Source organism: Maridesulfovibrio sp. FT414, assembly GCF_050916235.1.
In the GTDB taxonomy this organism is placed as follows: domain Bacteria; phylum Desulfobacterota; class Desulfovibrionia; order Desulfovibrionales; family Desulfovibrionaceae; genus Maridesulfovibrio.
Genome location: NZ_CP104854.1, coordinates 4,080,597 through 4,100,211 on the forward strand (window position 1 = coordinate 4,080,597; position 19,615 = coordinate 4,100,211).

General features: G+C 45.7%; 18 protein-coding genes. All 18 read right to left on the reverse strand.

Annotated elements, in window-relative coordinates; all coding sequences use genetic code 11:
- Positions 1 to 67: 67 nt before the first annotated feature.
- Positions 68 to 1,447 (reverse strand): esterase-like activity of phytase family protein, encoded by a 1,380-nt coding sequence (locus N7E73_RS18120; RefSeq protein ID WP_432736333.1) that lies wholly within the window; start codon positions 1,445 to 1,447, stop codon positions 68 to 70.
- A 97-nt stretch (positions 1,448 to 1,544) separates the two neighbouring features.
- Positions 1,545 to 2,447: a TIGR01777 family oxidoreductase gene (locus N7E73_RS18125; protein ID WP_432736334.1), complete on the reverse strand. Its 903-nt coding sequence runs from the start codon at positions 2,445 to 2,447 to the stop codon at positions 1,545 to 1,547.
- 40 nt (positions 2,448 to 2,487) lie between these two features.
- Positions 2,488 to 4,572: a transporter substrate-binding domain-containing protein gene (locus N7E73_RS18130; RefSeq protein ID WP_432736335.1), complete on the reverse strand. Its 2,085-nt coding sequence runs from the start codon at positions 4,570 to 4,572 to the stop codon at positions 2,488 to 2,490.
- Between the two features lie 328 nt (positions 4,573 to 4,900).
- On the reverse strand, positions 4,901 to 5,965 hold the full coding sequence (locus N7E73_RS18135; RefSeq protein ID WP_432736336.1) for a protein-glutamate methylesterase/protein-glutamine glutaminase: 1,065 nt from the start codon (positions 5,963 to 5,965) through the stop codon (positions 4,901 to 4,903).
- A 2-nt stretch (positions 5,966 to 5,967) separates the two neighbouring features.
- Positions 5,968 to 6,777 (reverse strand): CheR family methyltransferase, encoded by an 810-nt coding sequence (locus N7E73_RS18140; protein ID WP_432738888.1) that lies wholly within the window; start codon positions 6,775 to 6,777, stop codon positions 5,968 to 5,970.
- 51 nt (positions 6,778 to 6,828) lie between these two features.
- On the reverse strand, positions 6,829 to 8,994 hold the full coding sequence (locus tag N7E73_RS18145; RefSeq protein ID WP_432736337.1) for a chemotaxis protein CheA: 2,166 nt from the start codon (positions 8,992 to 8,994) through the stop codon (positions 6,829 to 6,831).
- Positions 8,995 to 9,179: 185 nt separating this feature from the next.
- Positions 9,180 to 9,683: a DUF2062 domain-containing protein gene (locus N7E73_RS18150; protein WP_432736338.1), complete on the reverse strand. Its 504-nt coding sequence runs from the start codon at positions 9,681 to 9,683 to the stop codon at positions 9,180 to 9,182.
- Between the two features lie 222 nt (positions 9,684 to 9,905).
- A complete protein-coding gene (fusA, locus tag N7E73_RS18155; protein WP_432736339.1) occupies positions 9,906 to 11,954 on the reverse strand; it encodes an elongation factor G in 2,049 nt (682 codons plus the stop codon).
- A gap of 25 nt (positions 11,955 to 11,979) precedes the next feature.
- A complete protein-coding gene (locus N7E73_RS18160; RefSeq protein ID WP_432736340.1) occupies positions 11,980 to 12,780 on the reverse strand; it encodes a histidinol dehydrogenase in 801 nt (266 codons plus the stop codon).
- Positions 12,781 to 12,865: 85 nt separating this feature from the next.
- Entirely contained in the window at positions 12,866 to 13,597 is a 732-nt protein-coding gene (locus N7E73_RS18165; RefSeq protein WP_432736341.1) for an outer membrane protein assembly factor BamD, read from the reverse strand.
- Complete coding sequence (gene trxB, locus N7E73_RS18170; protein ID WP_432736342.1) at positions 13,597 to 14,514, reverse strand: thioredoxin-disulfide reductase; 918 nt, start codon at positions 14,512 to 14,514, stop codon at positions 13,597 to 13,599. Before trxB ends, N7E73_RS18165 begins: the two co-directional genes overlap by 1 nt.
- 3 nt (positions 14,515 to 14,517) lie before the next feature.
- Entirely contained in the window at positions 14,518 to 14,838 is a 321-nt protein-coding gene (trxA, locus tag N7E73_RS18175; protein ID WP_432736343.1) for a thioredoxin, read from the reverse strand.
- Between the two features lie 217 nt (positions 14,839 to 15,055).
- Positions 15,056 to 16,126 carry a tRNA (adenosine(37)-N6)-threonylcarbamoyltransferase complex transferase subunit TsaD gene (gene tsaD / locus N7E73_RS18180; protein ID WP_432736344.1) on the reverse strand — a complete coding sequence of 357 codons (1,071 nt, stop codon included), beginning with the start codon at positions 16,124 to 16,126 and terminating at the stop codon, positions 15,056 to 15,058.
- Complete coding sequence (fbp, locus tag N7E73_RS18185; protein ID WP_432736345.1) at positions 16,126 to 17,142, reverse strand: class 1 fructose-bisphosphatase; 1,017 nt, start codon at positions 17,140 to 17,142, stop codon at positions 16,126 to 16,128. The genes tsaD and fbp overlap by 1 nt, the downstream gene beginning before the upstream one ends.
- Positions 17,143 to 17,232: 90 nt before the next feature.
- A complete protein-coding gene (locus N7E73_RS18190) occupies positions 17,233 to 18,036 on the reverse strand; it encodes a hypothetical protein (protein ID WP_432736346.1) in 804 nt (267 codons plus the stop codon).
- A gap of 77 nt (positions 18,037 to 18,113) precedes the next feature.
- Complete coding sequence (locus N7E73_RS18195) at positions 18,114 to 19,004, reverse strand: tetratricopeptide repeat protein (protein WP_432736347.1); 891 nt, start codon at positions 19,002 to 19,004, stop codon at positions 18,114 to 18,116.
- On the reverse strand, positions 18,988 to 19,314 hold the full coding sequence (locus N7E73_RS18200; protein WP_432736348.1) for an FtsB family cell division protein: 327 nt from the start codon (positions 19,312 to 19,314) through the stop codon (positions 18,988 to 18,990). Before N7E73_RS18200 ends, N7E73_RS18195 begins: the two co-directional genes overlap by 17 nt.
- 8 nt (positions 19,315 to 19,322) lie before the next feature.
- Positions 19,323 to 19,601, reverse strand: coding sequence for a hypothetical protein (locus N7E73_RS18205; RefSeq protein ID WP_432736349.1), 279 nt, complete (start codon positions 19,599 to 19,601; stop codon positions 19,323 to 19,325).
- Between the last annotated feature and the right edge of the window lie 14 nt (positions 19,602 to 19,615).

Below are 19,615 nucleotides of genomic sequence, written 5' to 3' on the forward strand. Positions count from 1 at the left end.
ATAAAAATGGCCCTGAATATTCATATATTCAGGGCCTTATGATTTGCGTAGTGAAATCGTAAAAGAGTTAGTACTGACTGATTTTTTTAGGTAGCCTGATCATCCAGAAACCAGCTTTTTCTCCGGTACTTTCAAGCTGGAAAGAAGTTGAGACTGTCTGTCCGCCATAGGTCAGTTTACCGTTTTCAATAAGGTATTTCGTCGCTTTTTTTACAGGTTTCCCGTCTTTGTCCATGACTGGATCAACCTCTTTTGCACCGAATCCGAAATCATTGTCGGAACAGACAGCTATGGTGCGCATGTCCGGCAACAGGGCCAGCCCTTCTGCCTTACTGGGCTTCCATCCATGTTCACGCAAGCTGATAACAGGTTTTTTGGAGACCATACGAATCCCAAGGGAATTCAGTTCTTCTGCTCCGGAAACCGCTTCGAGTTCTTTTCCGGCATTTGTCTTCTTTCCAGTCAGATCGGTGGCGTCTTTGATGTCTATCAAATAAATAATGTTGCGCAGCCCATCTTTGCCCTTACCCTGCTCAATAATGAGGAATTCGGTATCGCTTACAGCATGAAGGTCGCCTATTTTGACGTCCATGCATTTCTTGTAGGCATCAACGTCAACGGGATAAGCGTACATACTGGTTTTACCTGTTTCAGGATCAAGTAGAACAAGCCTGGTGAAGGGAGCTTTGCTCTCGGCAGGCTTTCCATCAATATCGCATATTGACTGCACTGCTCCCATTACCTTGTTTGAAGGAGTAACAGCAATGCCTTCCATTCCACGGTTGGGCTGACGTTTTCCTACAATTTCCGGAAGACCTTCGCCTGGGCCATATTTTCTAATTATCCGGCCTGTATTGACTTCCATTTTGGCAATGAAAGGTCCGTATTCATCGCATATCCACAAGTTTCCGTCCTTGCGGTCAATAGCGATGCCTTCAGTGTCGAGACCTTCGCGATCATATTTAAGAATTTCATAGGAGTCGGAAAGAGGTATTTCCCCTGTGGAACCGACAGTTCCCGGAGTAATAGGTCTCCCGGAGATTGCTTTGCCTTTGGAATCCTTTATCTTAATAGTGCTCAGCAATTCAACTTTGCCGTCTTTGAGGGCTACAGCTCCGTAGGAAGGAGTAAAATTGGGGGATGGAAAAACCTTGGAAGGAAGTTTCTTTCCGTTTAAACGGACATACGGGCTATCCGCGTTGGGGCCACGATCACCAATGGCATAAAAGATCCTGGAACCGTCTTTACCCATTCCAATATAGGTCAGTCCGGATCCTATGCCGATGGGGAAACCTTCCGGGAACTCAGTGGAGTATTTCCCATTGTAGGGTACATTGAATTTAACGGGAGTGTCGATTTCATATTTTTCAATTTCAAATTCAGAAGCAACAGCCATCCCTGCACTCAGGGCTAAAATGGTTCCAGCAGCAAGTATTGTTTTAAACACGGTGTAACCTCCATTTTTTAATGTGGGCTACACCGTATAGCGGCATTGATAATCTCAATTGTGTTACGAATAAAACAGCCATGTATATATACTATGACTAATCTATGATACTCCGTAAGGCATCCTCAACTTCTAGATATTCGAAATGAAAGCCTGACTCAATCAATCTTTCAGGCAAAACAAACTGGCCACCCAGAAGAATCTCGTCAGCCATTTCTCCAAGTATAAGTTTTAAAACAAAACCGGGGACGCGTAGTCGGATTTTCCTGTTCAGAACTTTGGCCAATGAATTGTTGAACTTGTTAGATGTAACCGGATGGATTGAACTCAGGTTGTACACCCCACGGCAATCCTTGTTTTCGATGAGATAGATGATAGCCCTAACCTCATCATCAAGATGAATCCATGATACCCCTTGGTCTCCATTACCCAACTGGCTTCCAAAGCCGGATTTTACGGGAGGTATCATTTTGGACAAAGCTCCTCCCTTTCCAAGAACCATTGCGGTGCGGATTATAGCTCTTCTTACCCCGTGGTTTTCAACTTTAGCGGTGGATTGCTCCCATTTACGCGCTACATCCGCCAGAAAAGAATTACCTGCAGGGCTTTCTTCGTTAGCAGGCTCAGGCCCTCGCGGACCATAATAACCGATAGCGGAGCCCTGTATCACCACTTCCGGTTTAACTCGGACGCGAGAGACTGCTTCACAGACTGCCCTGCCCGCATTTAACCTGCTTTTCTCTATTTTTTCTTTCTTGGAGGCGGACCAGCGTCCTGAAGCGATGTTGTCTCCGGCAAGATTTACAATAGCTTTAGCCCTGTCGGCATAGTCCTCCCAGCCATTTGAGCTTTGTCCATCCCACACAACATTTCGCACCCCTGGAATAGTTGATGGTCTGCTTGATCTGGTCAACGAAAAAACTGTGAAGCCCTTGGCGACAAGTGCCCTGCTCAACTCTTTACCTATAAAACCGGTTCCGCCAGTAATAACAACATTCATGCTAACGGCTCCTGTTAAGAAAGGTTCCTGAAGACTTGGATCATAATACACAATTCATTTTTATCGGAAGCTTAATGGTGAACTTGGTCCAATGTCCGAGCATGGAATCGACCTCCATGGTCCCCTTATGATGGTCAGTAACGATAAAATATGAAACTGACAGCCCTAGTCCTGTCCCCTGTCCAACGTCTTTGGTAGTATAAAATGGTTCAAATATTCTTTTGCAGGTCTCGTCTTTCATGCCTGGTCCGTTATCTTCAATCTCAATACGCACCATTTCTCCTATTTTTTTCACTCTCAAAATAAATTTTGGAACATCTATGTTGTAAGTCTTTTCAGCCATGGCTTCCGCTCCGTTCCGGAATAGATTCAGGAATACCTGCTGAATTTCATTACTTTCACAACAGATCTGCGGGATACATTTTTCATATTCCCTGACGACAATGATTTTTTTGAAATCGTACTCTTTTTTCAGGTCATAATCACTTGATGCTAATTCTAGCGTATTATCAAGTATTTCAACTATATTGTGTTCAGTCATTACTTTATCACTTTTACGACTGAAACTGAGCATATTAACTACTATTTTGGCAGCTCTGTTTCCTGATTCTATTATGCTGTCCAACATTCTGTTTATTCCGCGCTCTTCGAAATATTTATACATGGCTTCAACAGTAGTTCCACATTGCTCAGCTACTTCAATGTTCTTTTCTATTGTAGTAGAAACTCTGCGTTTAATATTTTGCGCGTTGCCAGAAATGACAGCAAGTGGATTATTGATTTCATGTGCCATTCCTGCTGCAAGTCCACCTATAGACAACATTTTTTCGCTCTGCATTATCATCTGCTCAAGGTTTATTCTTTCGGTAATATCATCAATACGTATAACAGCACCTTCAACTCCTTTTGACCTAAGGGGATATACAGTCACGTCTTCGTATTTAGCTCTTCCTTCAATATAACTACGCATTCTGGGGGAGGCCTGCATTTCACCGGTTTTAAGAGCCTCTCTTACCCTTTCCATTTCACATGCCAAGTGAGGGGCAGCGAGATCAAGAGGCAAACCTATTACTGAACTTTGACGGACCCCATAAACACGTTCAGCTTCTTTATTCCATTGAGTTATGTTGCAATTTTTATCCACCCCAATCAGTATTGATGGCATGGAATCAATTACGCTGGTCAGGTAACCTTGCACAGTAATGAGTTCTTTTTCGGCTCGCTGGCGCTCTATCAGTTCTGCTGTCAGCTCATGCGTTTTCTTTTTTATTCTATTACGGAGGAACCATGTCAGTAAAATAAAGAAAAACAGGAAGATAAGCAGCGGAGTCAGAATCATAACGGCATATTTTACAAATTCCTGATAAACTCCTTTGCGTTCGTAAATATCAAACCATTTTTTATAAATACGGTCATATTCACCAGATTTTCTTATCAGATTTAATCCTTCGTTCAGTTGGGATATTAATTTGGTATTTCCCTTTTTTACAGCAAAACAATAATCCTCTGAGGCAAATATCGGGCCCACAGCTACAATGTTTGTCAGCTTTGCTTTTTCCGCTTTATAAAGGTTCTGCAGTTTGCCAAGTAAGGCTGCATCATGTTTACCTGAAGATAAAAGCAGTAAAGCATCTTCCTGAGATTCTACTGGGATTATTTTAGCTTCAGGCAGATTTTTTAATCCATATTCATGCATTATATCGCTGCGTTGAACTAAGACTTCGTGCCGTTTTATGTCTTTAACTGATTTTATAGAAGAATTTTTGCGAACAAAGACAGAATGGGAAACAACATTGTGCGGCATTGAAAATTCAAATTTTTCAGATCTGTCTTTAGAATAGAACATCCCTGAGATTACGTCACATTCTCCATTTTCCAGACTTTTAACAACATCCGCCCAATTATGAAGTTGTATTCGGATGTCTAGATCTTCTGCAGCCGCAACTGCTCGTACTATGTCGATATTGAAACCTGAAGGTATCCCGTTGTCCAAAAATTCATACGGAGGGTAATTGAAATCGCCTTCTACAAGGATTGGTTCAGCACTTGCTGGAGAGTAACACAAAAGAGCAACCAGAATAAGCACAGACGGACATAAATATTTAACAACTCTTTTTAAAATCATACTTTCCGCCCGGAATTTACTTAAAAGATCATGTTGTATCAGTGGGAAAACAGTTTTAGTAACGCAACTGTCACATACTTCATGCTTCCATTCAAACTTAGGAATTCTAACTAGGCAATGGTACTATAAATGCACAAAAAATGTCCAGAGGCGAAGATAATACTTTAAGATATGCAATATAAGAAAATACATGCAGCAAACGTGCATAGATGGCTTGGAGGGAAAAATCAGATGAGGAAAATTATAAGTGCGAAAGTTGTCCGCAAACAATCCAGACATGGAAAGCATATAACTGCTTCCAGTCTGGATCGTTGATTATTTAATTAAATTATCTTGTGCGGGAAATGACTTCGTTAGGAATATTATTCAGGGAAACAACTTTATCCACCCCGCCGGCTTTGATTGCTTCTTGGGGCATGCCGAATACAACACACGAGGCTTCATCCTGAGCTATTGTGTAAGTTCCGGATTCATGCATTTCTTTCATCCCTTTTGCCCCGTCATCGCCCATTCCCGTCATAATGACAGCAACAGCATTTTTTCCTGCACTGATAGCGCCTGATCTGAAGAGTACGTCAACAGATGGCCGGTGCCGGCTTACCAACGGACCGTCTTTAATTTCAACATAGTATCTTGCTCCGGACCTTTTAACCAGCATGTGCTTATTGCCGGGTGCAATAAGGGCCTGTCCGCGCAGAATGCTGTCACCGTCAACGGCCTCTTTTACCGTGATCTGACACAATGAGTTTAAGCGTGCTGCAAAGGCTGCAGTAAACTTTTCAGGCATGTGTTGAACAATTGCAATGCCGGGACAGTCGCGAGGCATACGGGTCAGAAAATTCTGAATTGCTTCGGTACCTCCGGTTGAAGCACCTACGAGGACAACTTTCTCAGTTGTCTGAAGCGATGTGCTTGGTCGTGCTTTAGGGAGCATCGCATCCGCATTCAGTTTAGGCTGCACAGCCATAGGCCTTGCCGAAAGTTTTTTGGGTCTGGTCAATGCTGCTGCTTTTACCACATCGCACACCCTTATGCTGGATTCTTCGAAGAATTGTTTTGTCCCGATTTTAGGTTTGGTTATGACATCAACAGCCCCATATTCCAGTGCACGCATGTAGCACTCAGAACCTTTCTCAGTCAGCGTGGAACAAATGACAACCGGTATAGGGTGTTGAGTCATTAGTTTGCGAAGAAATGTTAGCCCATCCATTTTAGGCATTTCAATATCAAGGGTGATTACATCCGGAACCACCCTTTTCATAATTTCAGCCGCAGCAAAAGGATCTCCCGCATTCCCCACAATTTCTATTGAAGGGTCGGTTTCAAATAATTTCTGCAGTGTCTGACGGACCAGTGCAGAATCATCAACAATCAGAACCTTGGTTTTATTCATACCTATACCTTTTGATAAACAGTGGGTGCCAACTGCCTTACAGGAAGGTCCATCCCTGAAATGCTTTCAGAGTGCCCGATGAAAAGATATCCGCCCTTATGTAGCTGGGTGCAGAATTTCTTGAACAGTTGCTCCTGCGTGGCTCTATCAAAATATATGACAACGTTACGGCAGAATATTATATCTTTCTGATCCTTGAATGGGAAAGGCTCCATAAAGTTAAGTCTTCTGAAATCCACGAGTTTTCGAAGATCTGGTGCTATTCTGACGAGTTGTTTGGTTTTGTCCTTGCTTTTGAGAAGGTATTTTTTCTTCAGAGCCATAGGAATAACTTCCACCTTGCTCATCGGATAGACAGCATTCATGGCTCTGCGCAGGATGTCAGTTGAAATGTCAGTGGCAAGTATTGAGAATTTGCAGTTATGATTTCTTTCGGCGAATTCAGAGAGTACCATGGCAATCGTATAGGGTTCCTCTCCACTTGAGCATCCTGCAGACCAGACTTTTAATGGTCTGGTCACCCTTTGTGCAAGGTCAGGCAGAACTGTGCTGAGCATCATTTCGAAATGCTTTGGCTCACGAAAAAAATCCGTGGTATTAGTCGTAACCACGTCTATGAGCTGCGTGAGTTCCTTTTCAAATCCCCCAGGACTGAAAAGGTAGTCACAATATTGGGAATGGCAGGCGAATCCAAGGGCCCGTAATCTTTTTTGCAATCGGGCTTCAAGCATTGTTTTTTTGGAGGATGGCATTTTGATGCCGAATTCCCCCTTAATCAAGGTGCTGAACTTTTGAAAGTCAGCATCGCTCATCTTCGGTGTCAGTGTCACCGGCTGTTATCCTCTATATTTTCGGTTTGTTTATCAGCTTGCGGCTCTCAACTCAGCTAGAACTGTACGGAACAGCTTGGGAATATCCAAAATCAGGGCCAGGGTTCCATCCCCCTTAATGGTCGCACCGGATATGCCTTCCACATCACGGTAGACCCGTCCAAGACTCTTGATTACTGTCTGGTGCTCACCGATTACAGTATCGACAACTACACCGACCCTATTACCTTCAAGCCCGGTGATTACGATCTGCTCTATGGCCGGGGACTCGCCTTCAATGTCAAACCATTCCCTGATTCGGATGTATGGCACAATCTCGCCGCGCAGGTTAACAAATTGCTGCCCGTTCGCGTCTTCTACATCTTTTCGTGTAAGCTCCACACATTCTTCAACAAGTGAAAGAGGAATGACATAATAACCGTCTTCCACCCGAACCTGCAATCCGTCAATTATTGCCAGAGTAAGGGGGAGTCTTATGGTTATTACTGTACCCTTACCTTCCGTGCTGTCAATATCTATGCTGCCGCGAAGCGAATCAATCGCCCTTTTTACTACGTCCATCCCAACACCGCGACCGGAAACATTTGTTACACTCTGCGCGGTTGAAAAACCCGGCTCAAAAATAAGATTGAACAGTTCTTTGGGTGAAAGTTCGGCATCGGCGGAAATTAGCCCTTTCTCAATTGCTTTGGCCTTGATTGCCTCGTTGGACATACCTTTACCGTCATCTTCAATGATGATCAGAACGTCACCGCCTGAATGTTCTGCTGAAAGTGTAATTGTCCCCTTGCCCGGCTTACCTTTGGATTTTCGTATGTCTGGCTGCTCAATTCCGTGGTCAATCGAGTTGCGAAGCAGGTGAACCAGAGGGTCTCCAAGTCGTTCGATAACCGTTTTATCAAGCTCTGTTTCAGCTCCATTTGTGTGCAACTCGATTTTCTTTCCGAGTTCTTCCGACAAATCGCGGACAAGTCTTCTGAACTTGCTGAATGTTGTACCGATAGGCAGCATCCTGATTCCCAGTGTACTGTCTCTCAGCTCATCGGAGAGGCGCTCCAATTCTTCAGACAGGGCAGTAAGGACAGAATCTCCCTTTTCACCCACAACCTGGCTTATCTGTGCCTGAACGATCACCAGTTCACCGACTAGGTCAACCAGGTAATCCAGTTTTTCAGCAGAGACCCTTATGGAGGAAGAAACATCAGCTTTTTTCTTGGATGAATGGAATTCCCTAGCTGCGGCCTGTTCTGCAAGGGCACTGTCAATTTTTTCCTTACTGACGACACCCTTCTGGGTAAGGAGCTCTCCAAGGGGTTTCTGATCTGCAAGCACTTCACTTATTGCTTCAGCAGGAACGTCCCCGCGCTCCACAAGAATCTCACCCAGTTTTTTAATTGGTTTGGGTTCAAAATCATCCGGATCATCGAGTTCAGCATCAACAGGTTCTTCAAAGTCATCCTGTGCAATTTCGCGTATTTTTACGCTGATGGGCACATCGGTGAAGAAAAATATTTCCTCAACCGCAAGGCTTTCCGCATTGCTTTCAAATAAGATATCCCACCACTGATCTCCCTTGCTTCCTTCTTTTCCTGCATGAAATACTTCTGAACGGATATGTCCGATGTTGGAAAGTTCCTTCATCAGGGGAGTCAGGGCTTCGCCTGAGACGTTGCTTCCAGAATCAGGTGTAATTGCTATTTGGTACAGTTTTTCATGCTTGGAGGAAGGCTCAGTGGGGGTAACAATGACTTTCTCCTGAACAGGTTGTTCCGGAACCAGCTCAGGCTGAACGTCTTCTGCGTTCTGAACAGTTATTTCTGATTTGCCGGAAACAAAATCCTTTAAGGATTCCAGAATACCCTCCCCTACAGCAGGATCGCCTTCTCCACTTGGGGACTCAAGCATTGAATAAATATGGTCTCTGGACGCAAGTACAATAGTCAGCAGTTCCTTGGTGATTGAAAGATCCCCGTTTCTGACCTTATCGAAGACAGTCTCTACTTCATGGGTAAATTCGGCAATTGCTTCAAAGCCGAACATTGACCCGGATCCCTTGATAGTGTGTAGGGCTCTGAACACCCTGTTGATGAGATCCATGTCATCAGGAACATCCTCAAGTTCAAGCAACGAAGTTTCAAGTTCTCCAAGTAGTTCGTAGGCTTCTTCCTTGAACACTTGAGTCGTCATATCATCAGACATACGGAAACTCCCGATCAGATTTTGTGGTAATGTAAACACATATATTTTTAAACATTTAATTAATTTATTTCAACAATTATCACTAAATGATCAACAAAAAAAGACCCCGTATGGTTTATGGGGTCTTTTGATGGTTATTTCGATCAGTTCTCATCACTACCTTAAGCAGCAGCCGTGATTCCAAACTATATTTTGTTTCTTCTTGCAAGCATTCGCAGCGCCTTGCGCTTGCGATGCCGGCGGACAAAATGCAGGGTAATAAAATACGAAATAATTCCAAGAGGGATTCCAAGAATGAAACCACCGAAAATAAGAATGGTCAGTCCCTGCCAGCCGATGTCCATAAAGTCTGTCATCTGCCAGGATGCTGGGTCAAACTGAACCTCGATGGGAAGCAGGAAGGTCCCGATTTTGTACTGGACGTAGTAGAATAACAGCCAGTTGAAGGGGTTTGAAATCCATGTGGCGATCGCAGCCGCAATTTTGCTGCTTCGAGTACAGAATGCGGCGGTAATGGCAATTACAGTCTGTAATGGTAATCCGGGAATTACGGGAAAGCATCCCCCGAAAACTCCGCATCCTATGCCCATGGCAATATAATGCGGAGATGCGTTTATCCTCATCACTTTAAGATAGTAAAGCTTGAGAAGTCTTTTGAATTTATCAATGCGGCTGTATTCTTTGGACATCAATTTCCCTTTGAAAGCAAATCAACACCTCCTCCGCAAGATCAGAAAGATCAGCAGTTCGGATGTGTAAGCGCGCTACGCAATTATATGACTCCGATCACCGACGATAATATCGTCCGTCCTCCCTCAACTCTAGTAATAGATTTTAACCAGACAAAGAGCAAGCAGTCACCCTAGGGAGGCTCCGGTGGTGGAGAATAACTTATTTCTATAAAGAAACTATCAATCCAGTACGTCAAAACTGTGAAACTTCATTACAAATCCTGCACGTCCCTGCGTTGAAGACCGTAATTCAGTTGAAAAACCGAACATATTCCTAAGCGGGGAAAGAGCTTGAACTACTTTTAGTTTATTGCGGTCGAGCATATTTTCAATACGCGCTCCCTTTGAGCCGAGCAAACCGATTACATCGCCAACAAATTCATCAGGAACGGATATTTCAACGTCCATAATGGGTTCCATGAGACGAGGTGATGACGTTCCAAGGGCCGTTTTCAAAGCCTTTGCCGCAGCCATGTGGTATCCGGGAACGCTGGACTGACCGTCTCTTCTGCGGATTTCAAGAACTCTTACTTTGATGTCCTGAACCGGGAAGCCCTTTATGACACCGCTCTGAAGTCCGTCGTCAATGCCTTCAGCAATTGCGTCCATCCACTCTGCTGGCCACTGGGCGGTATCAATTTCGAAGACAACGTCGCGCCCGGCACCCCGATCAAGCGGCTCCACTCCTAGACGGACAAATCCGTAATGCCGGTCATCTCCAAGAAGCCTGTCGAACTCTTCCTCTGCTTCTGCTGATCTGCCGGGAATTTCCTGATAGACAACCTGAGGCTTGCCAGCCCTTGGGTCAAGTTTATATTCGCGGCGCAATCGATCCAGAACAACTTCAAGATGCAGCTCACCCATGCCGGAAAGTATTATCTGGCCTGTATTTTCATCTGTCTGCAGTTTCAAAGTCGGGTCTTCCTGCAGATATTTGTCCAGAACCTCTTCCAGCTTTTCAGATTCATCCGAGTTGCGGGGCTCAATTGCCATGGAAATTACTGGCTTATACAGTTCGATCTGCTCAAGAACTATGGGATCATTTCCGCTGGAAAGAGTGTCTCCGGTACGCACATCCTTGAAACCTGCAACGGCTATAATGTCTCCTACTCCAGCAACATCAATGCTTTCCTTTCTTCCGGCGTGCATCCTGAAAAGATGAGCTACTCTTTCAGTGTTTCCCTGAGTGAAATTTCTGAGTGTCTCGCCTGACTGGATTTTTCCTGAATAAATGCGCATAAGAACCATTTTGCGGCCCGCGTCCATAAGAACTTTGAAAGCAAGAGCCTGAAGTGGCCCGGAAACAACCGGATCAATTACACGCTTTACTCCGGTGTTGGGATCAATTCCCGCCAGCTTTGGTACTTCAAGCGGGCTTGGGAGGTACTTTCCGACGCCGTCCATAAGCGGTTGCACGCCAACGTTTTTCAAGGCAGAACCGGTAAATATCGGCACAATTTTTAAAGCAAGGGTGGCCTTACGAATAACGGATTCGATGTATGTAGGATCAATATCATCCTCAAGATACCTTTCCATGAACTCGTCATCCACTTCTGAAAGGGTGTCACACATGCGTTCGCGCCAGGGAGTAACAATTTTTTTATCTGCTTCCTCAAGATCAAATGCATCAAACTCTTCGCCATTGACTGCCTGATTGAACACAAGCTTTTTCATATGAATCACATCGTATACAGCGGAAAAATCTTCTCCACCACCGTCCGGGATCTGCAGAGGTACGGAACGTATGCCGAGTTTTGAACGCATTGATTCGAGAACGGCTTCGAAATCAGCTCCTAGCCTGTCCATTTTGTTGATGAAAACAAGCTTGGGAACCTTGTAGTGTTCACTTTGCCGCCATACGGTTTCCGATTGCGGCTCCACACCTCCAACTGCGCAGAAGACCCCTATCGCCCCGTCAAGCACACGAAGTGATCTTTCCACTTCAATGGTAAAATCAACGTGTCCGGGCGTATCGATAATGTTAATGGTGTTCTGTCCCCAGTAACAGGTAGTCACTGCAGATGTTATGGTTATACCCCGCTCCTGTTCTTCCGGCATGTAGTCCATTGTGGCTGTCCCTTCGTGGACCTCTCCAAGTCTGTGGATCTTGCCGGAGAAGTAAAGCATTCGTTCTGTCACGGTCGTTTTGCCAGCATCGATGTGGGCTATTATTCCGATATTTCTAATTTTACCAATACCCTTTGCGGAGAAATCAGGCTTCGCAGTCACAATACACCTTCCCAGTGTGAAAATCTTATTCAGCAACAGCTAGAGCTATGGATTCCTGCCGGAAGAAACGGCTGCCGAAATCATTCCAGATCCAGCACCCTTCCTGTCCATAAGCCAGAACGGTGCGGAAAGAGACCAGTGCTTCTCCGACAAATTCGGCAGGGACAACAGCGCAGTCTCCGGAACATTCGGCGATGGAATCCTCGTCCACATCAATAAAATCAACATCCGGATGGGCAAAAGCAAGAGCATCCATATCCGGAGATTCTTCATCTTTACATACAGATATACTTGAAATGAACGGAGCCCGCCAGTACCGCACATAAGGAGAGTTCAAAAAAAGGTTCGCATCTTGGCGCATATCAAGCACAGCTCCGCAGCTTCCCCCGACTGCAATCGTTGTGAGCAACTCTTCGAGCCTGTCCCGTTCAAGCCGAACGATATCCTCCTGCCCAGCCAGCTCAAATGCAGCAAGAACGGATTGCGGGATATGACCTTGCCCCTCATAAATCGCCAGCACGTTCTTCACACCGGCTGCAAGAGCCGGAACCAGGGCCGCCAGAATTCTAACCGGAGACACACTACCCTCGTTGATAAGCATGACGGTCCAATCCAGCGGCCTTTGTGAAACTTCAGTTTCAAATCCACCCGGCCAGGTGTTGACGGTCCAGCTTTTACGGGGACTTTCCGGAGCGTTTACCCCGTAAACCTGGGCAATTGTCTTCTTCAACCACGCCCGCAACCGTGGTTCGGTGGCTTCATAAGCTTCGGCAAAAAGGTTGTCCTCTACCTGAAATTCTTCAATCCAATCAGGAAAAGCAAACATATTAATTCTCCGGTGAATTTAATATTAAAAAGACCCGGCAGATAAGTGTCTGCCGGGTCTTCTGTATAATCGTTAAAAATTGATACTACAACCACTTGAACAATTCTTTCCAGCTTCCCTGCAATTTTTCCCGTTCTTCCTGTGAAAGAGTTTTCTGGTATTCATAATAAGCCATTTCAGCTTGTTTCATGGCATATTTCTGAACATCGGGAAGATCCTTGAAACTTCTGACAACGTAAGCATAACGCTTCCAGGCAGAACCGTATTTTTCAGAACGCCAGAAAAAGTCGGCTATATAGAGTTCATGATCAGCAAGGGTCCTGCGACATTTGACTATATATTCTTTTGATGTCTTTGCATACTCAGTATCCGGGTAACCTTCCTCTACCCTGTAAAAATATTCCAGGGCTTCGGTTATGTTTGACTGAGGACGATCTATTGAGCTGAATATATTGAAATTGCTCAATCCTATCTGAAACAGGACATAAGGAATTTCTTCATTCCCAGGATGCAGGGCCGCAAATTCCTTATAAGCCTCTGATGCATCGAAGTATTTTTTATCAAGGAAATAGGCGTCACCAAGGCTGACTTCAGCCTTTACAGTATAAGGGCTGAAGGGATAGCGATCCTTCAGTTTTGAAAAATACTGGGACGCATCATAGTAGTCCTTCTCCTTCATTGATTCGACACCGGCCTCGTATAGTTCCTGAGCCGTATCTTCCGGTTTGGGCAGAAAATAGTAGTCGATAATACCGCATCCGCTGACGCTCAAAATAAGAAATGAAGCTAAAACAATAGATAAAATTCTGATTCGCATTATTTATGTTCCAGATAAGCGTAGGCCGCTGTGGCCGCAGTCGCTCCGTCACCTACTGCAGTGACAATCTGCCTGCATTTTTTAGATCTTATATCCCCGGCAGCAAAGATTCCGGGAATTGAGGATTCCATTTCGCAGGTTGTTTTAATGAAACCTAGCTGGTCCAGTTCAAGTTCGTCAGGGAAAAAACTGCATACAGCATTGAATCCGACAAAGATGAACACACCGTCCACATCCAGCACTGAATAACTATTGTCAACGGTATTGAAGAGCTCAACACCTTCAACTTCAGTTTTCCCAACAATTTTAGAAACCACGGAATTCAGTACAGGTTCAATGACCGGGTTGTCGAGACATTTATCGCGAAAAACCTTGTCGGCGCGGAATTGATCCCGGCGATGCACCAGGTAGAGTTTCTTGACTAGTTTGGACAGGTAGATTGACTCTTCAAGGGCTGAATTACCGCCCCCGATAACAGCAACTACTTTGTTTTTGAAAAAATTGCCGTCGCAAAGGGCGCAGTAGGATACTCCGCGCCCAAGAAATTTTTCTTCATTTGGAACTTTAAGTTTTCGGAACGAGACTCCGGAAGCAATAATTATTACTTCGCTTTGAACTGTCTCTCCTTCAATAATTAGCTGATGATGTTCCTTGCCCGGAATAATTTTTTCAACGGCAGCGTAGCGGTGTTCAAAATCATACTTTTTAACATGCTCAGCCATCCTGTCCGCAAGTTCGTATCCTTTAATCCCGTCTGGAAACCCAGGATAGTTTTCTAGCTCGTCGGTGAGGAGCATCTGTCCGCCATGAGTCATCTTTTCAACGACAAGAAAATTAACTCCTGCCCTCGCAAGATAAAGGGCGGCCGCCATTCCGGCAGGGCCGCCCCCAATGACTACGGCGTCATAAGACTTCATGTTTTACAGAGCCTTACTGCTGATCATTTCCTTAATGCTGCTTTTGGATACTGCACCGGTGGTCTGGTCCACTACTTCTCCATCCTTGAAAAGGATAAGGGTGGGGATAGCACGAATACCGTACTTACCGGGGGAAGCGGGGTTGTCATCCACATTCATTTTGCAGATTTTCACCTGACCTGCATACTCTTCGGAGAGCTCATCAATGACAGGACCCATTGCCCGGCAGGGACCGCACCACGGTGCCCAGAAATCTACCAGAACAGGCTTGTCGCTATTGAGAACTTCTTCTTGAAAATTGGAATCTGATACCTGCAAAGCCATGATTTTCTCCTTGTTACAGTATTCAGGTGGTTGAGCTTAAATCAAAAAGCCCATTGATTTCTCTACTTAACGTGACGCAGCTAGGTAAGCCGCATTTTTATTTTTTTGAAAATAAGTGCCGTAAGTCCCGGTGTCAAGGCGTTGGACGTATATATACGGTTCAGTATAATTGAATACTAACTTTCCTTCGGTGCATTTGCAACATCTAGTTGAGTAATCAATTGTCACATATCCAGTCGGAAGGAACCACCCTTCCGCGCGGAATTGCCTCAAGGTCAAGATTGTGCCTGCAACCGGCTTCAGCCATCAGGTAGCCCGCGTAAGCTATCATTGCGCCGTTGTCTGTACACAGATGAAGAGATGGAAGCACCAGTGGAATCGAAGATCGTCCTGCAACTCTGGACATCACACGCCGTACAACGGAATTGGCGGCTACGCCTCCGGCAACTATGAGCGACTTTATGCCGTGATTGCGTTCAAGCGCCCTTTCAATCTTTATCTGGAGTTTGCGGGCTACAGTGTAATTAAATGAAGCCAGCATGTCATTTCGCTGCGAGGAGAGTTCAATTCCTTCAACAGATGGATCTGGAATGCCCATTATATCCATACGGAGCTGTGGATTGCTGTTCACATATGTGGCCACTGCGGTTTTCAAGCCGCTGAAACTGAAATCCAGATTGTCATTGTTGACGTATGGAACAGGGAACAACTTTTTATCCACAGTGCCGAGCTTGCCAAGATCGTCAACCAGTTTTCCACCGGGATAAGGCAGGTTGAGAGATTTCGCCGTCTTGTCAAAGGCCTCTCCGGCTGCATCATCCAATGTGCGGCCCAGCAGGGTGAACTTCAACGGGCTTTCGATAAGATAAATGTGGGTATGCCCGCCTGAAACAAGCAGTCCCAGGGACGGGAAAACAAGCTTCTGTTCAAGTCCTGCAGCAGTCAGGTGAGCCCAGAGATGGTTTACCCCGATCAGCCTTGCGCCAGTGGAAAGCACAAGACCCTTGGCGAAATTCAACCCCATCAGCAGGCATCCCTGCAGGCCCGGCCCTCTGGCCACTGACACAACGTCGACATCCTGAATGGTAAGCTGCTGCTCTTTCAGTAATTCTGTCAGGAGGACCGGCAGAACCCTTAGGTGCTCACGAGAGGCTATCTCCGGTACGACCCCACCAAAAACAGCATGAACATCAACCTGCGATGCCAACTTTTCAGCTAGAAGCTTTCCATCACGAACCAATGCGAGCCCTGTTTCATCACATGAGCTCTCAATACCAAGACAAAGCATTAACCTTCGTGCTCCTTATATATAGCACTGATTGTATCTACTTCGTGCCTGGAACCGATGAAAAGGGGGACCCGCTGATGCAGGTGGTCGGGAACGATATCGAGTATCCGTTTGGTGCCGTCTGTGGCCCGCCCTCCGGCCTGTTCTATCAACATGGCCATGGGCGAGGCCTCGCACATAAGACGCAACTTACCTCTGGGCTTCACAGGATCACGATGATCAGCAGGATACATAAAAACGCCGCCGTAGATAAGATTACGGTGAAAATCTGCAACGAGTGAGCCTATGTAGCGAAGACTGTAGGGCTTTCCGTGGATATTATCATACGATTTGAAGTGGTTGATAACTTTTTTGGTCGCTTCACTCCAATATGGCCAGTACCCTTCATTTACAGAATATATTTTACCGGTATCCGGTATCTTTATATTGGGGTGGGATAGCAGAAACTCTCCTACTCCGGGGTCAAGGGTAAAACCATGAACTCCGTCTCCGGTGGTAAATACAAACATGGTTGAAGAACCGTAAAGGATATACCCTGCGGCCACCTGCTCTGCTCCGGCCTGCAGCACATCAGAAGACTGAACCGGGGTTCCCAGTTTGCTTTTGCGGCGGTAAATGGAAAAAATTGTCCCGATGTTCACGTTGACGTCAATGTTTGACGATCCATCCAGCGGGTCAAAAATAATTATGTAGTTACCCTGCGGTAGCCCGTGCGGAATCTCAATGAGATCAGCGTTTTCCTCGGATGCCATGGCGCAGAGCACTCCGGATCTGGCCATGCGGTGAATCAGGATTCTGTTGGCATATTCATCAAGCTTCTTTACTTCTTCTCCTTGTACGTTCACCTCTCCAGTAAAACCGAGAACATCGACCAGACCGGCCTTGTTTACCTCGCGGGAGATGATTTTCGCTGAAAGGACCAGTTCGTTGAATAAACGGGTAAATTGGCCTGTCGCTCCGGGAATTTGTTTTTGATGCAGTAACAGGTGCTCGGTAACTGTAATCTGCTGGGTCATTGATCCTCCTTAGGAATGTCCCTGCTGCGCAATTTATCAGGAAGTATAAAGCTCTAATATCAGAAATTGAGAACGAGGCCTAACTATAATTTAAAAAAAGAGAAATCCATCGTCTTCATCTTCAGCTTTGGAGACTGCTTCAGTCAGATAGACAATCTGGGTGTCTCCTACATAGCGGGAAAGCCAGACGTAGCGGACACCATCAACAGTAACCACTCCTCGAACCTGTGCGTCAAGCAGAGTATCCCAGTCAATCTTGAGCAGAGCTTCTTTGTTGACATTTTCTGATCCGCTCCACACTCCCCCACCGTCGGGCTGCATGATGATCAGTTTCTGCGGAGCAGGGCAGAAATTAAGTAGGATACGGGGATCAAAATGAACTACGACCAGCCCCCTGAATTCGGCATCTTTAAAAAACGGGGTGCAAAGATACATTTCCGGGCCGAATTCGGAATAACTGATGAAAGACTTGAGGTTGATTTCCGACCAGTCCCCTTCATATTCTACCAGTGGTCCGGGCTTGAAGGGCTTGATACTTGTTTCAGGCAGCTTGACCAGAATACTTGCCTCCTCATCCACAGTCATAACCCCGCTTATCCAAGGGTAACGCATAAAAAGGAGTTTGAACCAGTTCTCATCGGGATGGGTGTCGACAGTACTGAGCTGGTTAATGAGAGACAGAATTTTTTCATCAACAGGCGTGAAAAGAAGTGCCAGCTTGTTGTCGTCGGGATTCTGGATTCCCGGATTTTTTAAATTAATTTCAGGGTTCGGGTCTACGTAGTTCTGGGTATCGTGCCAGACTTTACTTCCGTATTCACAACCGGATGCCAATGTGAGCATAACGGCAAAAGAAAAAAGTGCGGCAACACGCACTGCATGTCTTAATTTCATATAAAAACCCGGGTGCCACGTAGAACGCGGCACTCCATTCAGTGATATTGATTGAATATTTTGTTCGTCAGACTTAATTAACGGTTGGCACGGGCCTCAAGACGACCGGCCAGAAGTTCAAGTGTGCTCATAAGTTTGCTTTTGGCATGCCTGTAGTACGGGTCCCTGCTTTCATCGTCTGCGTCATCAACTTCGGAATTGTTGTGGCTTATTTTTTCTGAAATTTCAGCCATGTATTTCAGCAGAACTTCCTTTTCCTCGTCCCCGGCCTTACAAAGAAGTTCCCGGTAGATGTCGAGAGCGCCTTCATAGTCACCCTGTGCTGCCAGAACATCAGCCATGGTTCTGGTCTTGAGGCTCTTCATGACTTTCGGGCTGGTCAGCTCTTCATCTGCCAGAGAATCGGTAGAGGTTCTAGCCACAGCCTCAGCAATTTCACGGGTAAGATATTCACCGTCTGCCTCAGGCTCGGGTCTCTGAAATGAAGCCTGCTCGTCAAAGACTTCGCGGTATTTAGGTGCGGAAGTCTGAGTGTTTTTTTTCTTTGTTCCCGAAGATACGGGAGCCCCAGTCAGTTGTTTGATGCCTTCGGCCATAACATCGGACCATGATATGGGGGAACCATGCAGGGCAGAAAAAAGGAACGACATGGCTCCAGCAACATCAGAGTTGCCATCGGAAACAGAATCGCCCCACATCTTCCAGAATGAGGGGTATGAGGAAAACAGGCGGGTCAACGGCGTTACAGCCGCTTTGGCCTCAGAATCGCGGCCCAGTCGGGCAAGAGTCTCCACCAGAAGAAGCCGGGCTTCAAGATAATCAGGATGGCGGTCAAGTCCCATCCTAAGAGTGGTTACCGCCTTTTCATGGTTGCCCATTTCAACATACAGTCGGGCAAGGGGAAAAAAGACTTTCGAGCTAGGTTCAAGGGCCAGAACTTCCTGATACCACTCAATCTTGCTTTGCATCTGCACCTGCTCCCTGATCGGTTATTTTCCCGGTTTCCGGAAAGATATACAGTATTTCATTTTCCTTAACATAGTTCATCCGACTGCGGATGATCTTTTCCTGATAGGCACGATCTGTTTTCAAACGCCGTATTTCAAGGCTGAGTTCCATCGTACGGTTGTCAGCCGCTTGAATCTTTTTTTCCAGCTCATTTACCTTTTCATCCAGCTCCAGATAACCGAACAGGCCCTGTTCACTAAGGCCAAGCCGAATAAGAAGTACGAGGTTTATGATAACCAGTAGTCCAAGTAAAACCCTGCGCCGCAGCATGAATTCTCCTACTGCAGGCGCATGAACATTTTTCGGTCGGATTCAGCCTGCGCGAGCGGCAGTTTGAGTTCCTGCAAAAAATTTCCTGTGGCGGATTCGATCCTTGCGACCTCATCCTCACTAACCTGAATTTTTTCCATTTTACTCATGAAACCCTTAAGAACCTCGAGTTCGGCAATAAAATTACGGCTCAAGTCAAGTTTTTCGAGTTCCTGCTCAAGCTCCAGAATCGTCTCAAGGCAATTGTTAAGCCTGATCCTGAGATTTTGTCGTTCGTGGCTGTCCATGATCCACCTGTGCT